At 57.1% G+C, this 18,259-nt stretch carries 14 protein-coding genes; 6 read left to right on the top strand and 8 right to left on the bottom strand.

What is annotated here, in order from left to right:
• Positions 1-155 precede the first annotated feature (155 nt).
• Positions 156-1,091 (top strand): DMT family transporter, encoded by a 936-nt coding sequence (locus E1H13_RS14075; RefSeq protein ID WP_169614049.1) that lies wholly within the window; start codon positions 156-158, stop codon positions 1,089-1,091.
• A 414-nt stretch (positions 1,092-1,505) separates the two neighbouring features.
• Positions 1,506-2,882, top strand: coding sequence for an L-serine ammonia-lyase (locus E1H13_RS14070; RefSeq protein ID WP_169614048.1), 1,377 nt, complete (start codon positions 1,506-1,508; stop codon positions 2,880-2,882).
• 24 nt (positions 2,883-2,906) lie between these two features.
• Here the strand turns inward: E1H13_RS14070 and E1H13_RS14065 are convergent, their stop codons facing one another.
• From E1H13_RS14065 to bchD, 7 genes are all read right to left on the bottom strand, one after another.
• Positions 2,907-4,352 (bottom strand): mechanosensitive ion channel domain-containing protein, encoded by a 1,446-nt coding sequence (locus E1H13_RS14065; RefSeq protein WP_169614047.1) that lies wholly within the window; start codon positions 4,350-4,352, stop codon positions 2,907-2,909.
• Positions 4,353-4,606: 254 nt separating this feature from the next.
• Positions 4,607-5,320: a lipase family protein gene (locus E1H13_RS14060; RefSeq protein ID WP_169614046.1), complete on the bottom strand. Its 714-nt coding sequence runs from the start codon at positions 5,318-5,320 to the stop codon at positions 4,607-4,609.
• 46 nt (positions 5,321-5,366) lie between these two features.
• A complete protein-coding gene (locus E1H13_RS14055) occupies positions 5,367-6,974 on the bottom strand; it encodes a S8 family serine peptidase (RefSeq protein WP_169614045.1) in 1,608 nt (535 codons plus the stop codon).
• Between the two features lie 570 nt (positions 6,975-7,544).
• Complete coding sequence (locus E1H13_RS14050; protein WP_347404162.1) at positions 7,545-8,687, bottom strand: DUF389 domain-containing protein; 1,143 nt, start codon at positions 8,685-8,687, stop codon at positions 7,545-7,547.
• Positions 8,688-8,702: 15 nt separating this feature from the next.
• Positions 8,703-9,695: a pentapeptide repeat-containing protein gene (locus E1H13_RS14045; protein ID WP_169614044.1), complete on the bottom strand. Its 993-nt coding sequence runs from the start codon at positions 9,693-9,695 to the stop codon at positions 8,703-8,705.
• Between the two features lie 25 nt (positions 9,696-9,720).
• Positions 9,721-11,571: an adenylate/guanylate cyclase domain-containing protein gene (locus E1H13_RS14040; protein ID WP_206070494.1), complete on the bottom strand. Its 1,851-nt coding sequence runs from the start codon at positions 11,569-11,571 to the stop codon at positions 9,721-9,723.
• A gap of 129 nt (positions 11,572-11,700) precedes the next feature.
• Entirely contained in the window at positions 11,701-13,737 is a 2,037-nt protein-coding gene (gene bchD / locus E1H13_RS14035; protein WP_169614042.1) for a magnesium chelatase ATPase subunit D, read from the bottom strand.
• A gap of 409 nt (positions 13,738-14,146) precedes the next feature.
• On the opposite strand from bchD, the gene E1H13_RS14030 reads away from it, so the two are divergent.
• On the top strand, positions 14,147-14,758 hold the full coding sequence (locus E1H13_RS14030) for a hypothetical protein (RefSeq protein ID WP_169614041.1): 612 nt from the start codon (positions 14,147-14,149) through the stop codon (positions 14,756-14,758).
• Between the two features lie 106 nt (positions 14,759-14,864).
• Positions 14,865-15,275 carry a gamma-glutamylcyclotransferase gene (locus tag E1H13_RS14025; protein ID WP_169614040.1) on the top strand — a complete coding sequence of 137 codons (411 nt, stop codon included), beginning with the start codon at positions 14,865-14,867 and terminating at the stop codon, positions 15,273-15,275.
• Between the two features lie 131 nt (positions 15,276-15,406).
• Here the strand turns inward: E1H13_RS14025 and deoC are convergent, their stop codons facing one another.
• Complete coding sequence (gene deoC, locus E1H13_RS14020; RefSeq protein WP_169614039.1) at positions 15,407-16,096, bottom strand: deoxyribose-phosphate aldolase; 690 nt, start codon at positions 16,094-16,096, stop codon at positions 15,407-15,409.
• Between the two features lie 210 nt (positions 16,097-16,306).
• Between deoC and E1H13_RS14015 the strand changes: the two genes are divergently transcribed.
• Both E1H13_RS14015 and E1H13_RS14010 read left to right on the top strand, forming a co-directional pair.
• Complete coding sequence (locus E1H13_RS14015) at positions 16,307-17,284, top strand: glycosyltransferase family A protein (RefSeq protein ID WP_169614038.1); 978 nt, start codon at positions 16,307-16,309, stop codon at positions 17,282-17,284.
• Positions 17,268-18,206, top strand: a complete 939-nt coding sequence (locus tag E1H13_RS14010; RefSeq protein WP_169614037.1) for a glycosyltransferase family 2 protein — start codon at positions 17,268-17,270, stop codon at positions 18,204-18,206. The genes E1H13_RS14015 and E1H13_RS14010 overlap by 17 nt, the downstream gene beginning before the upstream one ends.
• The last annotated feature ends 53 nt before the right edge of the window (positions 18,207-18,259 follow it).

Genomic DNA, 18,259 nt, shown 5'->3' with positions numbered 1-18,259 from the left:
TCAACTTCCCGGTGAGTATTTACACTCGGCTGGGGCCAGAATCTGAGGAACCTCCTTAGAAATGAGCGAACCGGGAGTACTAGGGTTCTGCTCAATCAAACCACTCATAGCCAGGGTTTGCCTTGAGCAGAACCCAATCCAATGAGGTATTCAGAATGCAAATTCTCGGACTCGAACTCCTGTTTGTGGTGCTGTGGAGCTCTGGCTTCATTGGCGCGAAATATGGGTTGCCCTATACGGGGCCATTCACGCTGCTGTTTGTGCGATATGTTTGTGTGGCGATACTGCTGTTGATCTGGCTCAGCTATCGTCGGAAGTTGCGGTTTCATAGCAAGACGGCGATCGCCCGTTCTGCCGTCATTGGTTTGCTCGCCCACGCCATTTGGCTGAGTGCAGCGCTTGGGGGGATTGCGCTGGGGGTTTCACCGTGGATTGTGGCGCTGATCACAGCGTTGCAGCCGATGGCCACCAGCGTTTTATCTGGCCCTTTCTTGGGAGAGTCGATATCGGTTGTGCAGTGGTGGGGCACGGGAGTCGGTCTGGTCGGCGTCGTTTTGGTGGTCATTACCAAACTGGAGGGTGCCGGGGAGGCTGCGGCAATCGGGTACGCGCTGCCCTTTTTGGCGGCGGCCAGTATGACCGTGGCGACCCTATACCAACGGCACCTGAACCGCACCCAGCCAACGCAGAATTTGCCTGTTATTCAGAGTTTGTTGGTGCAAGCCGTAGCCAGCGCGATCGCCCTGTGGCCCCTGGCCGTGTTTATCGAAGGCTTGAGCGTTCAGTGGAGTCAGCAGTTCGTTTTTGCCCTGGGTTGGTTAATTGTCGTGCTGTCCATTGGTTCCTACGGGCTGATGTTGAAGCTGTTAGAGTATCGCACAGCGGCCCGAGTGGCCAGTTTGATGTATTTGACGCCCCCCACGACCCTAGTGTTGGGATTCCTCTTATTCAATGACCAAATCGCTTGGGTCGATGCCGTCGGTCTGTTGATTGCGGCGATCGGCGTAGTCCTGGTTTATCGAGGGGGCAACGATAGTCCGAAAAAGGTAGCAAATACGGACCCCAGACGTTTCCTCAGCATGAAGCCCTGAGCCCCTAGCTTCTTCACGCTGCGAATTCAAAATTCTGAATTCTGAATTCTCCTTCTTCCCCATCCCCCATCTCCATGCAAAATTCTCCCTGTTACCCATTTCCCTGCCAGGGCGGACACACAGGTCCGCCCCTACGCCATCACCCCACCATCCCATCACCCCATCACCCCTACCCTGCGGGAAGCCGCTTAAGTGCCCTGCACACGCTTCGCGTTCCATGTCGCTTGCGAAACGCGTCTACACCCCATCCCTAATTACCCCCAGCCTGACCGGTGCATTGCGGCCCCAGGTTGACCACCAACAGCCAGACCCCGACCGCTAATGCACCCTACGACTTCAATCCAAAATCCGAAATCCAAAACCCAAAACCACCCCATCCACCCATCCACCCATCCCCCCATCCCCCCATCCCCCATGTCCACCAGCGTCTTCGACATCTTCAAAATCGGCATCGGCCCCTCCAGTTCCCATACCGTAGGTCCGATGAAAGCGGCGCAGCGGTTTGCCCAGGGACTGGCGGCAGCGGGGCTACTGCCCCGGGTGAAGCGGATTCAGGTGGACCTGTACGGTTCCCTGGGGGCGACCGGACGGGGCCATGGCAGCGATCGCGCCGTCTTGCTAGGGCTAGAAGGGGAATCCCCAGCTGGGGTGAATCCAGACTTAGTGGCTGGGCACTTACAGCGTATCCGCCAAACCCAAGCGGTCTGGCTACTGCGACGGTGGGCAATTCCCTTTCAGGCAAAAACTGACCTCCAGTTTCACTGGCAGCCACTGCCCTTTCATCCCAATGGCATGGTGTTTACGGCCCTGGATGCCACCGAAAATCCGCTGCGACGGTGCACCTACTATTCCGTCGGTGGTGGCTTTGTGGTAGATGACCAGGCGGCTTGCCTAGATCAGTTGCAGCTACACCAGTCGCCGGTCCCCTATCCCTTTAAAACAGCCCGTGACCTGTTGCACCACTGTCATCAAACGGGGCTTACCATCAGCGAATTGATGCTTGAGAACGAAAAAACCTGGCGCCCTGAGGCCGCCATCCGCTCCGACCTGCTGCGGCTGTGGCAAGTGATGCAAGACTGTGTGGTGCGGGGTTGCCGCACCGAGGGCATTCTCCCCGGTGGCCTCAAGGTGAAGCGCCGCGCCGCCGACCTCTACCAAACCCTGAAGCAGCGTTCAGAATATGCCCTTGCGGATCCGCTCAGCATTATGGACTGGGTGAACCTGTACGCCATGGCAGTGAACGAAGAAAACGCCGCCGGTGGGCGTGTGGTCACCGCCCCCACCAACGGAGCCGCTGGCATCATCCCCGCCGTGCTGCACTACTACACCCGCTTTTGCCACGGGGCCAGCGATGATGGCGTGGTACGGTTTTTGCTGGTGGCCGGGGCGATCGCCATCCTCTACAAAGAAAACGCCTCGATCTCTGGGGCCGACGTGGGCTGCCAGGGGGAAGTGGGGGTCGCCTGCTCCATGGCCGCCGGGGCCCTGACCGAAGTCCTGGGCGGCAGCCCCGCCCAGGTGGAAAACGCCGCCGAAATCGGCATGGAGCATAACCTGGGTCTCACCTGTGACCCCGTGGGCGGTCTGGTCCAAATTCCCTGCATTGAGCGCAACGCCATGGGGGCGATCAAAGCGATTAACGCCGCCCGCATCGCCCTCAAGGGTGACGGCCAGCACTGCGTCCACCTCGATAACGTGATCAAAACCATGGGCGATACTGGACGGGATATGCACGACAAGTACAAGGAAACCTCCCGGGGCGGTCTGGCGGTGAATGTGATTGAATGCTAACCCCGCAACCCAAAACCCGCCCCCTCACATCTGCGGCATAAACAATTTCTCCAATTGCTTTTGCACCCAGACGACGGGGTTTTTATCATACTCCTGGTTAATTAGCCCCAGTTCCCGTAGACGCCGTTTTTGGTGGGTTAACTCCACTTCGTGGCGGCCCATTTCTTGCACAATCAAGTCGTATAGCCGGGGCTGGCTCTGTAAAATTTGCTTGAACCCCTGGGGGCTAATGGCAAAGACGGTGGTATCTTCCATGGCCGTCACCGTCACCGTGCGGGGAATACCCAGCATGAGGGAAAATTCGCCGATAAACTGACCGGCGGTCATCATCGTCGGCTGGTCCTGCCCGTTAAGGGTATACCCCACCGTCCCCGACAAAATAATGTAGAAGGCATCCCCCGGGTCCCCCTCTCGGTAGAGAACTTCCCCGGCTTCTAGCCGACGTCGATGGCCAATTTCTACCAGCTTACGCAGCTCTACGGTACTGCAATCGGCAAAATAGGGAATCTGCCGCAGCAGATCTCGTACAGCCATTGGTTTCAGGTGGCTTTCGCTGAAGGTGGGCACCGCCTGCTGCACCGCCTGGTGCTGCTCGTAGTCCGCCACGGATGCCTGCATCACCACATTAGGGTTGCGATGCCACAGGTCATAGCGAGGGGAGGCCAGGCGGATGTGATGCTGCCGCAGGCTCTGATCGATGATGAACCGCAGGGAACTTTCTGTTTTGTGTTTTAGATCCACCCGATTCACCCAAATCCACAGCACAAAGTCTAGGGAGGTCTGGCCAAAGCCGGTAAAGTACACCTCGGGCGGGTATTCGTAGGAGACGGTTTCCTCCAGGTAGGCTGAATCTAGCAGGGCTTCAATCACCAGTACGGGATCACTTTCGTGGGCCACGCTGACGTACACGGGCACCCAACCTTTGGTGTCGGTATATGTCCAGTTAATTACCTGAGTGCCGATCAAATTGCTATTGGGAATGACGATGTGACGTTGGGTGATGGTGCGAATTACTGTGGACCGCAGGGAAATTTCGACGATATAGCCCGAAAGCCCTTCCCATTCGATAAAATCTCCCACTTTCAGCTTTTGTTCCACCAGCATGGCGATGCCGCTAGTGAAGTTGCGGGTAATGTCTTGCAAGCCGAAGCCAATGCCAATGCCCAAGCTACCGGCCAACACGGCGATAGAGGCCAGGTTGATGCCCAGCATTTGCAACAGGAGCAAGCCCAAAAATACCGCCAAGCCGTAGCTGGTAATGGTGGCAATGGATTCCCGGGTGCCCTGCCTAAACCCCAGCCGACTGAGAATTTGATTGGCAAACACCCGCTTAAACCCAAACGCCACCAGCACCGCAATCAGCAAGGCCAACAGGAACTCGGCAATTAGGTTCAAGGTCAAGGCTGCACTGCCGAATCTAAATAGCGGTGTATGCAGGACGGTTTGAACAGTGTCGAAAAAATCGGGCATCGATGACTCTAGATTGACAGTGTCGGACCAAAGGTCAATCTAGATTTTGCCCCATGGGTGACCGCGATCGCGATCTTTAAACGTCATCACCAGTATGGTACCGAAATCTAGGCGGCAGCCACACTGTTTTAATCACCCTGGGCGCCTACCCGGCGGCAGCCAGGGTCTGCTAATACTGAGCGACAACACCTTCGAGGGTGATCGCGCCTCCCAGTCACCACAGGCACCACTGGTCACTGTCAGTCGCGCACTGACTACATTTCCGCCTCTAGGCCATCGATGTAGGCCGTAATCGCGTGATCGCTAAAGCGGCGGCTAACCACCTGCCAGGTCAGGCGCGAACCCAGGTGATAGGCCGCGTCCACATGGGCAAACCCCTGCCACTCCCGAGGGATGCGGGTGACAATGTCCCAGCCATTGACAAAGCGATAACTTAGGGGAATCCGGCGATTGTAGGAGTCCACCATTGCCTGGTTACCCACCCGGGGGGCACCAAAGGAATAGACCTCGAAACCCAAGTGGCGCTTTTGTCCCAGGTTGTACTGTAAATCCAGGGCAGCAATGGTGGCCAGGGCGCCCCCCAGGCTATGGCCGGTGACAATCACCCGCTGACCGTCAAACTTATCCATTACCTCCAGCAGCACCTGCCGTACCGCAAAGTAGGCCATCATGAATCCCTGGTGAAACCTAACGGTCGGGTTACCGTCTTTGTAAGGGTAAATTTGTTGGCGGAATTGGAAGTTGTTGACCCAGTCGATCGATTTATCAGAGCCGCGAAAAACCACATACATGCGATCGCTGTTCACCTGGTTCAGTACCGCCACCTGGGTATCGGTAAACCCATTGTCCTGACTTTCAACAAACAGGGGGTCTATATCCGGGTAGTCAGAAAATCGCAACCCAGAAAAGTCGCGATAAATTTCTTGGCAGAGGCGAGCACATCTGAGGGCAAGGGCAAAGTCAACCATGACAATCTATCTCCGGAAGAGGTGTGGTATTTCCCCAGGCCACCACCTAAGGGGCAGGCACCGCCCACCAGGCTAGGGCATAGGGTTGGACGGGTTCGGCATGCACCGACTGCTGATAGATAACTCTCAGTTTGTACCGCCCTGTTTCCGGAATTTGATAAAAAATGTGTTCAACGCTGTCCACCTCACTCACCGAAGACCAGATGCTCTGGTTGATATCGTCTGTGTCAGCGGGCATCAGGTAAAGATCGAGGTTGTTGAGACCTTTATCTTTAAACGTTTCCCCCATCTCATAGAGCCCGTTGTTATTCTGGTCTACCAACTCCACCACCCGCTCCCAGGTTAGGGTTGCCGACAGATAGCTGCCCTCCTGTAGGGGGGTATCAAACACGTAGTCGTGGACCGTTTCTCCGGCGGCACCAGGGCGATCAAGGGTGGCATAGTTCCAGCCGATAGGGGGAATGGTTTGCTCGGGGCCAAAGGCGCCGGGCAAGAGTTGCTGATACGCCCGATAGGCATTCAAGTGCCCTGTGCCCATGTCGCTGTGCAGAGGAATGGCGCGATCGCGGTAGGCATCCGACTCCACCCAGGTGCGGTTCGCCTTATCTAGCAATGTCCGCCCCATGCCCAGACGCTGGCCATCCCCTTCATCCTTGAGCTTATCAGCAGAATTTAACAGCACCGCTTTCATCACCATCGGGTGACGTCCCTCCAGGGGCCAATGGGGCACCCCCGCCCGAAACTGCCGGTCTACCAATTGCTGTAACAGGGCAATGGTGCCAACCACATGGGGAGAGGCAAAGCTACTGCCGCTGGTGGTACGGGCTCGGCCATCGGGGTCAATCAACTCAATATCGCTGCCGGGGGCCACCAGACTAATGGACCGCCGCGGCCCCTCGTTACTCTCATACACAGGGGAGCGACGGGAGCGCACCGTCGGTTCACTGCCCAGGTTGGCTAGGTCCACCTTGGTAAATCGTCCATCCACCTGGCGGGAGAAGGCCACATTAATGCCATTAAAGTTATCGGTGGGGATGGGAATGCCCCCCAGCCCTTGGTTACCCGCAATCACATAGAGGGTCTGGTGCACCCGGGCCGACCAATCAATACACTGGGTGAGTAGGGCATTGCCATCTAACACCGGGTTAGGCCTGGGGTCTCGGCTCAAGGGTTCCCCAAAGCTAAAGTTAATGGTGCGCACGTCCCCGCCATTTTGCAGTGCCACCGCCTGGGCCACCAAACATTCCTGGGGTTGGGCGCTGTCCCCATCCAAGGGGCCCACCGCTCCAGAATACAGGCGGGCATCGGGGGCTACCCCCGTCAGCCGTTTATCCTGACTGATCATGACGCTGGCCACATTGTTAGCGTGACTATCGACAAATTCGTCAGCCCTGGCCCACTCATCCAACAACAGTACTCGCTGCACCACCACAGGCATCTCTTCAAAGGCAATTTTGTCCAGCCCAAATTGGCTGGGCCGACCAATTTCCACCTGGCCAATGGCAACTTTATCCCCGGTAAGGGCGTAGGGCTGATGGTGCAGCCGCTGGGCATCAATCCCCTGGGGACCGGTGGATTCTGACAGCGCTAGCACCGGCAGTGCCAAGGCTATGGAGCTACCCAGGCCGCCAATCCACCAGGCGACCTGAGCCATTGACCGTGATCCGAAAGTGCCGAGCCCTGGCCATCGTTTCACCATATGACGTCTGTGTCCTCAATAGTCTGACTGGCACAAGTCTGACCAGCACAATCATGCCTGCGGTCTTGGTCCCTGGGCAAACTCTACCGCAAACTATAGCAAAAGCCATAACCACCAGGGAGTGAACTGCCTGGCTCATAGCCAAAGTCTGCTAAAGCAGACTAGGAACTTCGTTACCCACCCTCTTCAGAGGGTTTCTGCTTTAAGCCTTAGACGTTTAGAACGCCGGTACAGATCCCAGCGGTTGACTAACGGCGGTGCCCTTCGATGGAGCAGGAAGAAACCCGGTGACGGCAGTTCCTGGGGCTGGTGGGCAGAGCCCACCCTACGATCGGAGCACTGTTTCCTTAGGGGGGTTCTACCCTGGGATATCCCAAAATTCCGGGCTAACCAGTCTAAGAACCCTGGGATCTTGCATACTGTACCGATGCTCTAATCCTTAGCTCAGCGGCTAATCTGCCTTCTGCCTGCTACGCACGAGCAAAGCTCTACTACCTTCTGCTCTACTACCTTCTGCTTTCTGCCCTAGTCAGCCCCCTGCCATTCTCCTTCAGCCGGATCCTCAGCATCGGGGGGATCGCTGGTAACCTGTTCCACCTGACTGACAAAAAACTTGAGCTTAAAGGGTTGTCTCAGATTCTGGGCTAAAAACTCTTCTAACAGCTGCACCTGCTTCACCGACACGGGCTCATCGGCATACACCGCCAGCGATACCTCTGGTGGGGTGACCACCCAGTTGGTGCTCATGTCAATCAGGCGCAGCCGCTGAAAGGTAATGGTGCCATCTACCAGGGCAGTTTTGACACTGGCTTCTAGTTGGTTTTGCCGCAGCAGTTGCACGGTGCTACCCCCCAGAGGGACCACCAACAGGGCCGTAAACAACAGGGTAATGCTAAGGGGCCGCTGGGCCTGGTAGAGGGGGGAATAGCCCATCAACACAAAGGCCGCCATACAGGCCAACGTAATCCCAAACAGGTTAGTCAGATACAGCAGTAATGCCCCCCAGGTGAGTTCCATATTGCCCTGGGCCAACCACAGGCCAACGGTACAAACCGGTGGCATCAGGGCCACGGCGATCGCCGTGCCGGCCACCGTACTCGACAGCTTGGGCTCTACCTTGGCCACCCCGGCCAGGGCTCCGGCGGTCACCGCAATCCCCAAATCTAGCAGGGTGGGCTGGGTGCGTCCCCACACCTCGCTGCCAAACTGGGCCACCCCGCTGACCGAGGCCAGGCCAGCGGCAATCAAAATTGACAATATCGAGCCCACTGCCAGGGCCCACAAGCTGGCTCGAATCAGCTCTCGATCCGCTTCTAAAATACCGAAGGCGGCCCCGCGAATCGGTAGCATCAGCGGGGCAATCAACATCGCCCCAATAATCACCGCTGCACTGTTGGCCAGCAATCCCAGGCTGGCGATAATGCAAGAGCCTACCACCAGCACCAGGTAAGACCAACTCAGCTGTGATTCCTCCATCAGCTCTAGGCGGGTTTTATTGAAGGCGTCTAGACTGACGCGGCGGCGATCGTGGGGGTAAACCCGCTGTAACTGCGCGATCGCCAGTCGTCCCTCACTCCCCACTCGAAACGCCAGAAAGCTGCCCATGCTGCGGCAATACTGCCACTTCTTTCTAAGGTTCTGCCGAAATTGCTTTAGATTTCGATTCACAGCCGCTACCTCAGGTCACGGATGGATCGTACCATCAGGCATTGTAGTTCCGTCCAGGCGGCTATGGGTCATCGTCGTGCTGCTAATTTCGGCTCGCTCTAACACCGCCTGGCGCAGATCTGCATCGGTCAGATCGGCCCGCCCCAGATAGGCATCCACCAGCAAAGCTTTCTGCAAATTGGCACCCCGTAAACTAATCCGTGCCAGGTCGGCCCGGGTCAGGCGGCTTTCAAACAGGTCGGCATAGTTGGCTTGGGCCTGGGCCATTTGGGTATCGCTAAAGTCTGCCCCCCGGGCCATAGCGTGGTTCAAGCTGGCCTGGGACAGGTTACCTCGGTTGAAGCGGCAGTGGGTCAGGTCCGTATTATTCAGGTTGCTGCCACTGAGATCCACATCACTGAGGTTGGCATGTCTTAACAGCGCCCCTTCCAGGTTAGCCCCCCGCAGATTCGCATCCCGCAAAATGGCTTCGCTCAAATTCGCCTGACTCAAATCCACATGGGCCAGATCCGCTCCAGATAGGTTAGTGCCCCGCAGGTCCACCAGGCGCAGGTTAGCCCCCCGCAGATTGGCGGCATACTTCCGGTTTTCTTGGCGCAGGTTAGCCCCCCGCAAACAAGCTCCAGTTAAATTGGCCCCACTCAAATCCGCATTGCGCAGGTCGGCCCCGAGTAAGTTGGTGTCAAGCAAATCCGCCAGGGTCATAACCGCACTGCGCAAGTCTGCCCCCTGCAAGCTGGCCCCATGCAGGTCCGCATCCTGTAAGATGGCCGCCGATAAATTCGCTTGGTTGAGGTTAGCCCCGGCTAAACAAGCCCGAGATAAGTTAGCCTGACGCAAGTGAGCCCGGTTTAAAAAGGCCAGCATCAGGTTGGCATTTTCCAGGTCCGCCTGAGCTAAGTTAGCCCCAATTAAATCGGCCCCCGCCAGGTCAATGCCCACTAGGGTACTGCCCCTAAAGTCGGTTTCCCCCCGGGCGTAAGCATCAAGTAGTTCGGTTGCGTTCATAGGTTTCGGGATCGCCCCCAAGGAATTAGGCCAGAGACACAGGCGTAGAATGGACTACCCCTGCTGCGCCATGGGTAGTCCCATGGGACACAGCAGCGGGCACGAAAGCCGCCTCAGGATCGGCTGGATAGTAAGCTCGCATGGCTTGAACAATGGACCCGGCCACCTGTTCCATGGGGGCATCCTGGCCTAAACAGCGGGCGATGATCGTCAGTTTACTGTCTAAATCGGCGTAGCTGGGGCAGTAGTCGAACACTTGACGCAGCAGGCTATCGAGGGTGCAGCGTTTTAACTGTGACCAGTCTTGTCGAGTGTAGCCAAAGGGACCATGCAAACAGGAGTATAGGAGAATTTTCGCCCGTAGGGGGCTAGTGTACTGAATGATCTCTAGGCGCAAATCAAACAGAGTGGAGCGCCCTTGTTTTGGGGCCATCGCCGCCACAGGTTGAACCACCGTCGGGGCCACCGCCGGGTTAGACAGGTCGGCGTGGAGGGTGGTGAATTCCACTGGGGGAGAAGGGGCAATTCGAGTGACCATCGTCTCCCCAGAGGAATCTCTATGTAGGGTGGCTAGAGCAGCTTCAGGGGCTGGGGAGTCGCCATCAGAAAGTTGCGCTGCCCCCGTTTGGCTGGCATACAGCGGCTGCATATAGCTCAATAGTTCGTTGGCCACCTGGGTGTAGAGGCTTCGACGATTTAGATGTTTGAGGATGCGGCTGAGGTGGTAGCGCACATCCTGATTAGTCGGGACTAGGTTTAGGGTTTCCTGGACCAGGGTGGGTAAATCAATTTGGTGCAGTACTGTGGGGTTGTTTTCCCAGGCATTGTGGCAGAGGCAGTAGAGCAACTTACGCATTCTCAGGGATTCTGGACTTTGACTGATCTGCCTGGCGGCGGTGCGGCAGCGCTCCTCTAGGGTGCGAATGGTGATTTGGGTGGGCTCGTCATCGCAGCTGGCTGCATCGTCGGTGACATCTGGCGATCGCAGGTACCAGGGCTGAACTTGACGTAATACTGTGGCGGCAATATCGCTGTACAGATCAGGACGATTCAGCCCCATCACCACTTGCTCTAGCTGCTCTTCTAGCTCCTCTAGGCTGGGGTAGCGCTGCTGGAGGTGAACCAACAGCGATCGCAAATCAAATTGCTCTAGTACTTTGGGGTCGTTTTCCCAAGCCTGTTGATAGGTGGCAAACACCAGCTTTTTAATCCGCAGGCTGTGGTGATCGGTGGATAGGTTACGCACTGCAACCGACAGTAATCCCTCTGCTGTCATCGGCAGGGTGCAGCCACCCTCTGCCCCAGTCAACGGCTGGTCGGTCTCTAGGGCTTCGGGGTCCAGCGCCAGTTGGTAGGCGGGTACAGGTTCCTGGATATTTTTTAGGTGTAACGGGCCTAAAAATGTGGCGTGTAGCACTAAACGGGCCTTCACCACGTCATAAATGGTTTGGGAAACGCACAGTCCCCTGGGTTTCGCATAGGTCTGTAGCCGGGCGGTAATATTCACTCCATTGCCCATCACATCCTGCTCACTCACCAGAATATCCCCTAGGTGAATGCCAATGCGGTGATCCAGATACTGGGTGGGGTCTAGCCCGCTGGTTTGCTCAATCAGCCGTCGTTGCATCTCCAACCCACAGGAGACCGCCTCCACGGCACTGAGGAAGTACATCAACAGACCATCTCCGGTGGATTTCAGCACGGTGCCGCCAAAGGCTTCACAGGTGTCGGCAATCACAGTGAGGTCTTGATCAATCAGCCGCAGGGTTAGCCCTTCATCCATCGACATGCGAGCGCTAAACCCAACGGCATCGGTAACCATAATGGCGGCTAAGAGCCGCTGGCCGTGAGATAGCGATGACACGCGACGTTCCATGAAGACTTGGGGTGGTGCACAGCAATTAACCATAGGTCTGGACAAACGGCAGATACCTTCGCCAGTACCCCCTAAGATTGCCCGCTTAGTTGCTGGGACACGCTATAGTCAGGGACAGAATCCTCAGCTTTACCCAGTCTTCATATCGGCGATCGCGCCTCGGGCCATGGAGGCGATCGCTTGATCCGTCGCCTTGGGCAACTGGTAATAGCGGCCTCCAGCGGCCTTAGCCAATTCTTTGCCAAAGCCGGTAGAGACAAACTTGCGCTCAGTGTCAATGATCAACAACTGATACCCTACCCCTCGAATCCGGCCAGCGATCTCCAGCAATTCTTGCTTGATGTCGGGTTTTTCATCGGCCTCCATGGGTTCCCCCAGTGAGCGGGCCAGGGGAATATTGCCCCGACCATCAGTAATCGCCACAATCACCACACTACCCACGTCCCCCGACTGCTGGGCATTGGTGCCCACCCGCACCGCCTGGGTCAAGCCATGGGCCAGGGGCGAACCACCGCCGCAGGGCATCCGCTCTAGCCGCTTGCGGGCCATGGCAATGGAACGGGTAGGGGGCAATAACACCTCGGCCTGCTCGCCCCGAAACGGAATCAGGGCCACCTGGTCGCGGTTTTGGTAGGCCTCGGTCAGTAGGTTTAGCACCGCCCCTTTAGCGGCCTGCATCCGGTTTAGGGCCATAGATCCAGAGGCATCCACCACGAAAATTATCAAGGAGCCGGCTTTACGGGCCAGGCGTTTGGCTCGAATATCCCCTTGCTCGACAATCACCCGGCGATCGGGTTGTCGCTGACGGCGAGCCTTTTGATAGGGGGCCGCGGCCCGTAAGGTAGCATCTACCGCAATCCGGCGGACAGGGCCTTGGGGCAAAAACGGCTTGATGTAGCGGCCCCGTTCCTCAGAAAAGATCAAATTTTGGCGACCCGACGACCCTTGACGGCCCATGGTTTGGGCAAACAGCAGCATTGATGGGTCTAAAATCACCCCCTCTGGGTCAAACACGAACTCCTCAGGGATGCTGGGGGGGCTATCTTCGGGGTTGTCTGGGTTATCCTCCTCTTCTTGATCGGTATCGGTGTCGTCGTCTTGGTTATCTTGGGGATCTTGGTCTGGGTCAGTCGGTGGTGGCGGTGGCGGTGGCGGCGGTTCTTCCGGCATCTCTTGGGGCAGCATCGAGCGGGGCACAATCACTAGCTCTACCGCCACCCGCAGGTCGTCGGCAGATACCGTAGCCCGGCCATCAAGGGCGGCATGGGCCTTGGCTACCCGCACTGCAAACAACTCTGCCCGGTGCCCCTGAATACCCCCCCGTAGGGCTTCAGTGACCAGGTATTGCACTTGCTCTCGGCTGATGGTGACGTCTTTAAGCCACTCTCGGGCCAAGATAATCTGGGTTTTTAGGGCGTCCATTTCGTCGGCATAGCCCGCCAAAAAGCTCTGGGGGTCGGCGGCGAATTGGGCCGTTTGATCGACCACGGCCACTCGATCTTCTAGCGTCATGACGCCGTCGGCGGACAGGGCAATGGCAATGCGATCCAGCAGGTGCTCTCGCAATACCCCTTCCTCAGGGTTATAGGTGGCGACCAGCAGGGGCTCACAGGGATGTTGGAAGCTAATGCCCTCCCGCTCTATTTGGTTGCGGCGAGTGGTGAGTGTGGCCAGCAGCAGGTTGGCGATTTGGTCATCTAACAGGTTAATTTCATCTACATAGAGCACCCCCCGATGGGCCTCCGCCAGCAGCCCCGGCTGAAAGATACTTTCCCCCGCCTGGATCGACTTCGCCACATCCACTGAACCCAGCAGCCGATCTTCGGTCACCCCCAGGGGCACCTGCACAAAGGGGGCCGGGATCACCCGAGTGGGGATATCAGGGCTGTCGGGACTAAATCGCTCTAGGGTCTGGTCATCCCACTGGCGGGGATTGGTGGGGTCGGTATTGCAGCAGGAGCCTTCTACCACCTCAATCGGGGGTAGCAACTGGTGCAGCGCCCGGGCCATCACCGACTTTGCCGTACCTCGACGACCGGCAATTACCACCCCCCCCAAACCAGGGTCCACTGCCGCCAGCAATAGCGCCATCTTGATGGCCGACTGCTCAACGACCGCCGCCAGGGGAAAAACAACAGGAATCGGGGATTCTACAGTGGTAACCATAGCCAGAAATAGGGGAGTCAACGTTCACCATATCAGGAATCGCTGGGGGCCAACCAACTGATATTGAGGGGTTTGCCCGATAGGGCTGAATTCTATTGGGTGGTTCTAAGGTCTCTGCCGTGCCTCCCAATTAACCCCGTCGTTAACATTTCGACACTTTAGCCCGGCTAGGCTCAGTAATCTCCTCAGGGTGGTAATTCTTTCAGGACGTGAAAGTCCGTTTTTTCTACATTGGGATTGGTTTGGAATTTGCCGATGCTATGAAGTAGGGCTGCTGATCGGCGATCGCCTGTGGCGATAACCTGAGGAACTTTGGGTATCTTGCGGTTAGGCCAGATGACTGCCCTAATTTTCTAGACCTAATTTTTGATTCCTCCTCTGTTCTCCAACCGAGACCTACCCCATAAACATGGCTTTAAATTCCTCTCTCGAAATCGTGTCCCCCCAGATTGGCCCCCTGTCCCCCCACGCCATTGAATGCAAGCTTTTACTGGATCGCGGCCTGTATACCCCCTGCCATATTTGGGTGCCCGACATTGATCACAGGCTGCCAGCGATATATGTCGATAATCAGTTCTACAGCTTTTTTAAGACCACCACCCAGGCGTCAAAAGCCTTAGATGTGATGGCGCGCCTGGGCAGACGGGATGACTATGTGGCCCTGACCCAAACGGTTCGAGGGTATGCGGTGTGGGCCCATGAACCTGGGGCCCGCTATGCCCCGCCTGACCGTAACCCTGGCTATAGGGTGTACCCGGTGTTTGGTCCTAAGCCATGCCTACTGTTGACCCACCCCAGTGCCTACCAACTACAGCGGCTGCGGGTACCCGATATGGCTAACCCCATTGATGGACTGTTGTACCAAGGCCAGGGCTACAGCATCTTCAAGCAGGGCCAAACGGTTGACAAACTGCTGACAACCGCCGCTAAGCTGGCCCAGCGAGGGGACCACCCGCTGATTGCTTTCACCGCCTCCACCTGTCTTTTGGCCGTCTTAGAACCTGGTAGCGAAGTGGTTTAGACAATTCAGTATCAGCAGGGTTCCCTAATCCTCTAAGGTGGATGATCTAAAGTGGACAATGTGAGCCTGATGGGCAACGGAAAGGGAGCCAATGACTGATACACCAATGACTGATACAACAGAGCAGATTACAGTATTTATTTGTGGATCGGCCCTGCGCGGCCAACCCGACAATCAAAACTTGCAAGGGGCCGATTTTGTGGGAGAGGCGCAAACGGCCCCAATTTATCGGCTACACGCGGTGAAGGACGGTTGGCACCCTGGAATCTATGAAGTCGGGGAAGGGGGGATTTCGATTCCTGGAGAACTCTATGCCATGACGCCGCAGCAATACACCTACCTAAAAGAGAATGAACCTCCCCACATGTACCCCCATGAGGTGCAACTGGTGGGAGGCGGCACAGCGATCGCGTTTCTCTACCCTAAAACCTTAATCGACGAACACGGCTGGCCCGATGTGTCGGAATACGGGGGCTGGATTGCCTACAAGGCAGCGGTGGCATCGGCTAATTCGTGAGATCTGGTGCGGCCTTGACCGACCACTAGTGGTCTGCGGCAGAAATAACTCACCTACTCCCGTCAGCCAAACCGCTGCCTAGAGCGAGATTCCCTTTCTGCCTTTTGCCTTTTTACTTCTGCCTTTCTGTACTAGCCACCCCCTGAGGTTTTTTGCTGCCGCATCAACTCTGGCCCCTGGGAGGTGCCCAGGCGCGTTGCCCCCGCTTGCACCAGAGCGATCGCCTGGGCCGCAGTCCGAATCCCGCCTGAGGCTTTGATGCCCACCCGGCCCTTGGATAACTCTCGCAGTTGCTCGACCACCTCGATGGTGGCCCCCCCATGCCAGCCGGTGCTGGTTTTTAAAAAGGTGGCCCCGGCATCCATACAGAGTTCGGCGGCCAGGGTAATTTCTGCCGGGGTGAGTAGGGCCGTTTCTAGGATGGCCTTGACTGGCTGGCCGGTTTCTTCACACAGGAGGGCGATCTCTCGGTGGATGGCATCTTGCTGCCCTGACTTGAGCCAGCCCAGGTTAATCACCACGTCTAGTTCGGTGGCCCCTCGCTCGACGGCTTCCTGGGCTTCGTAGAGTTTGGTGGCGGTGGTGGTGGCCCCGGTGGGAAAACCAATCACAGTACACACCTGGACCGGCCGCTGGTGCAATAAATCAGCGGCCTGACCTACGTAGCAGGGAGAAATACATACCGATGCAAACCCGTAGCGATCGGCATCGGCACACCACTGGCTAACCTGGTCTGGGGTGGCGGTGGGGCTCAATAACGAGTGGTCAATCAATGGAGCTAGGTCGATGGCGTCATCGGTGGCGAACAAACCCTTGGCCATGGGTGAGGGGTCTCCTGATAGGTGCCGAATGATGGACTAGGCCGTTAGCAAAACGACCGTTTTTCACTATATCGCGCCACTAGATAGTGGCTTAGTCTAGGATCCAAACACTAAGGGACTTGAGGTGTTTCTGTCATGTTGTGCTCACCCCATAGGGCTGAGTGGATAGCTGCCCTCTGCCCTCTGCCCTCTGCCTTTCTTTACTAGGTCATGGATCAACCGCTGATTTCAGCCATTATCTGTACCCATAACCGCGCTAACGACCTGAAGGCGGCGGTGGATAGCCTGCGATCGCAGACCTACCACCCCTACGAAATCATCATTATCGATAACGCCTCGACCGATAATACCCGCCAGGTAATTGAGGCCTTTGGGCCTGACCCGCCCATCACCTATGTGTATGAAGGCACCCTAGGGCTATCCACGGCTCGTAACCGGGGAGCGCAGGTAGCCCGGGGGCAGATTCTGGCCTACCTGGATGACGATGCCGAGGCGGCAACCGGGTGGCTGGCGGCTCTGGCGATGGCTTTTGCCCCCCCGTCGTCGGTGGCGATCGCAGGTGGGCGGGTACGTCTGGCCTGGCCCCCAGGCTATAATCCGCCGCTTTGGCTATCCCCAGGTATGCTGGAAACCCTGGGGATTTACGATTTAGGGCCAGCCATGCGGCCCATTACCAATCCTCGGCAAACGCCCCGGGGGCTGAACTACGCCATTCAAAAGTCGGTGTGGCAGGTCATGGGGGGGTTTAATGTGGATTTGGGGCGGGTAGGTCACAGCCTGTTATCCAACGAAGAACTGTACATGACCCAACGGGTGTTGGCCACCGGATTGGGGGTGTTGTATGTGCCCCAGGCAGAAGTCACCCACCAGGTCGCCCCAAACCGCCTGCGCCGTCGCTGGTTTTTGCACCGTAGCTGGTGGCAGGGCATCAGCGAATGTCATCGCGATCGGCTAGAGCAAACCCTTACCCTGGGGAGCATAGGAAGTCGCAGCCTCAACCTGGTGCGGGGGCTAAGGAAGGGATTAAGCCCTGGGGGTGATCCTAGCCAACGGTTTGAACACCTGGCCTATAGTTATGGTCAGCTCGGCTATGTGTGCAGCGGCATTGGCCACTTAGCCTATAGCCGGCTGCGCCCCGTGGTGGACGCTGATGCTGTTAAAGGCCCTCCCCATGACCCCATGCCCTGACAAAGTGCCGGTCTCTGTGCTAATTCCGGCCAAAAATGAAGAGCGCAACCTGCCGGCCTGCTTGGCGAGTTTGGCACGGGCCAACGAGATCTTTGTGGTGGACTCCCAGAGTAGCGATCGCACCGCCGCGATCGCCGCTGCGGCCGGAGCCCAGGTCATCCAATTTCAGTTCAGTGGTGACTGGCCCAAAAAGAAAAACTGGGCCTTAGACCATCTGCCCTTTAGCCATGAGTGGGTGTTGATTGTCGACTGTGATGAGCGCATTCCCCCTGCTTTATGGGATGAAATCGCTACGGCCATTCATCAGGGCAGTTACGACGGCTACTACCTCAACCGGCGAGTCTGGTTTTTGGGCACCTGGATTCGCCACGGCGGCAAATACCCCGACTGGAACCTGCGCCTGTTTCGCCATCGCCAGGGCCGCTACGAAAACCTACACACCGCCGATATTCCCAACACTGGCGACAACGAAGTCCACGAACATGTGATCATCGAGGGGGCCGTGGGCTACTTGCGCCATGACATCATCCACGAAGACCTGCGAGACCTGTACCATTGGCTGGCCCGCCACAACCGCTACTCTAACTGGGAAGCCAGGGTCTACTACAACCTGCTTACCGGCCGAGATCGAGGAGACACCATTGCCCCCAACCTGTTCGGCAATCCGGTGCAGCGCAAGCGATTTCTAAAAACCATCTGGGTGCGTTTACCCTGCCGCCCCCTACTGCGGTTTTGGCTGGTGTACGGTGTACAACTCGGCTTTTTGGATGGCCGGGCAGGCTACATCTACGCCCGCCTGCTGAGCCAGTACGAGTCCCAAATTGGCATTAAGCTGCTGGAGTTACGCCGGTTTGGCGGTCAGCTTAACCCTGGCCCAGCCCCAGCCGAACCCTCCTATCCCCCCGCCAAAACGTCAATCTAGATACCTGTTTCCCCAGGAATACCAGGCATTTCCCAAAGGTCACTCATCACGAA

The organism is Nodosilinea sp. P-1105, from assembly GCF_012911975.1.
GTDB lineage: Bacteria > Cyanobacteriota > Cyanobacteriia > Phormidesmidales > Phormidesmidaceae > Nodosilinea.
This window is presented reverse-complemented; position numbering and strand designations above follow the sequence as displayed.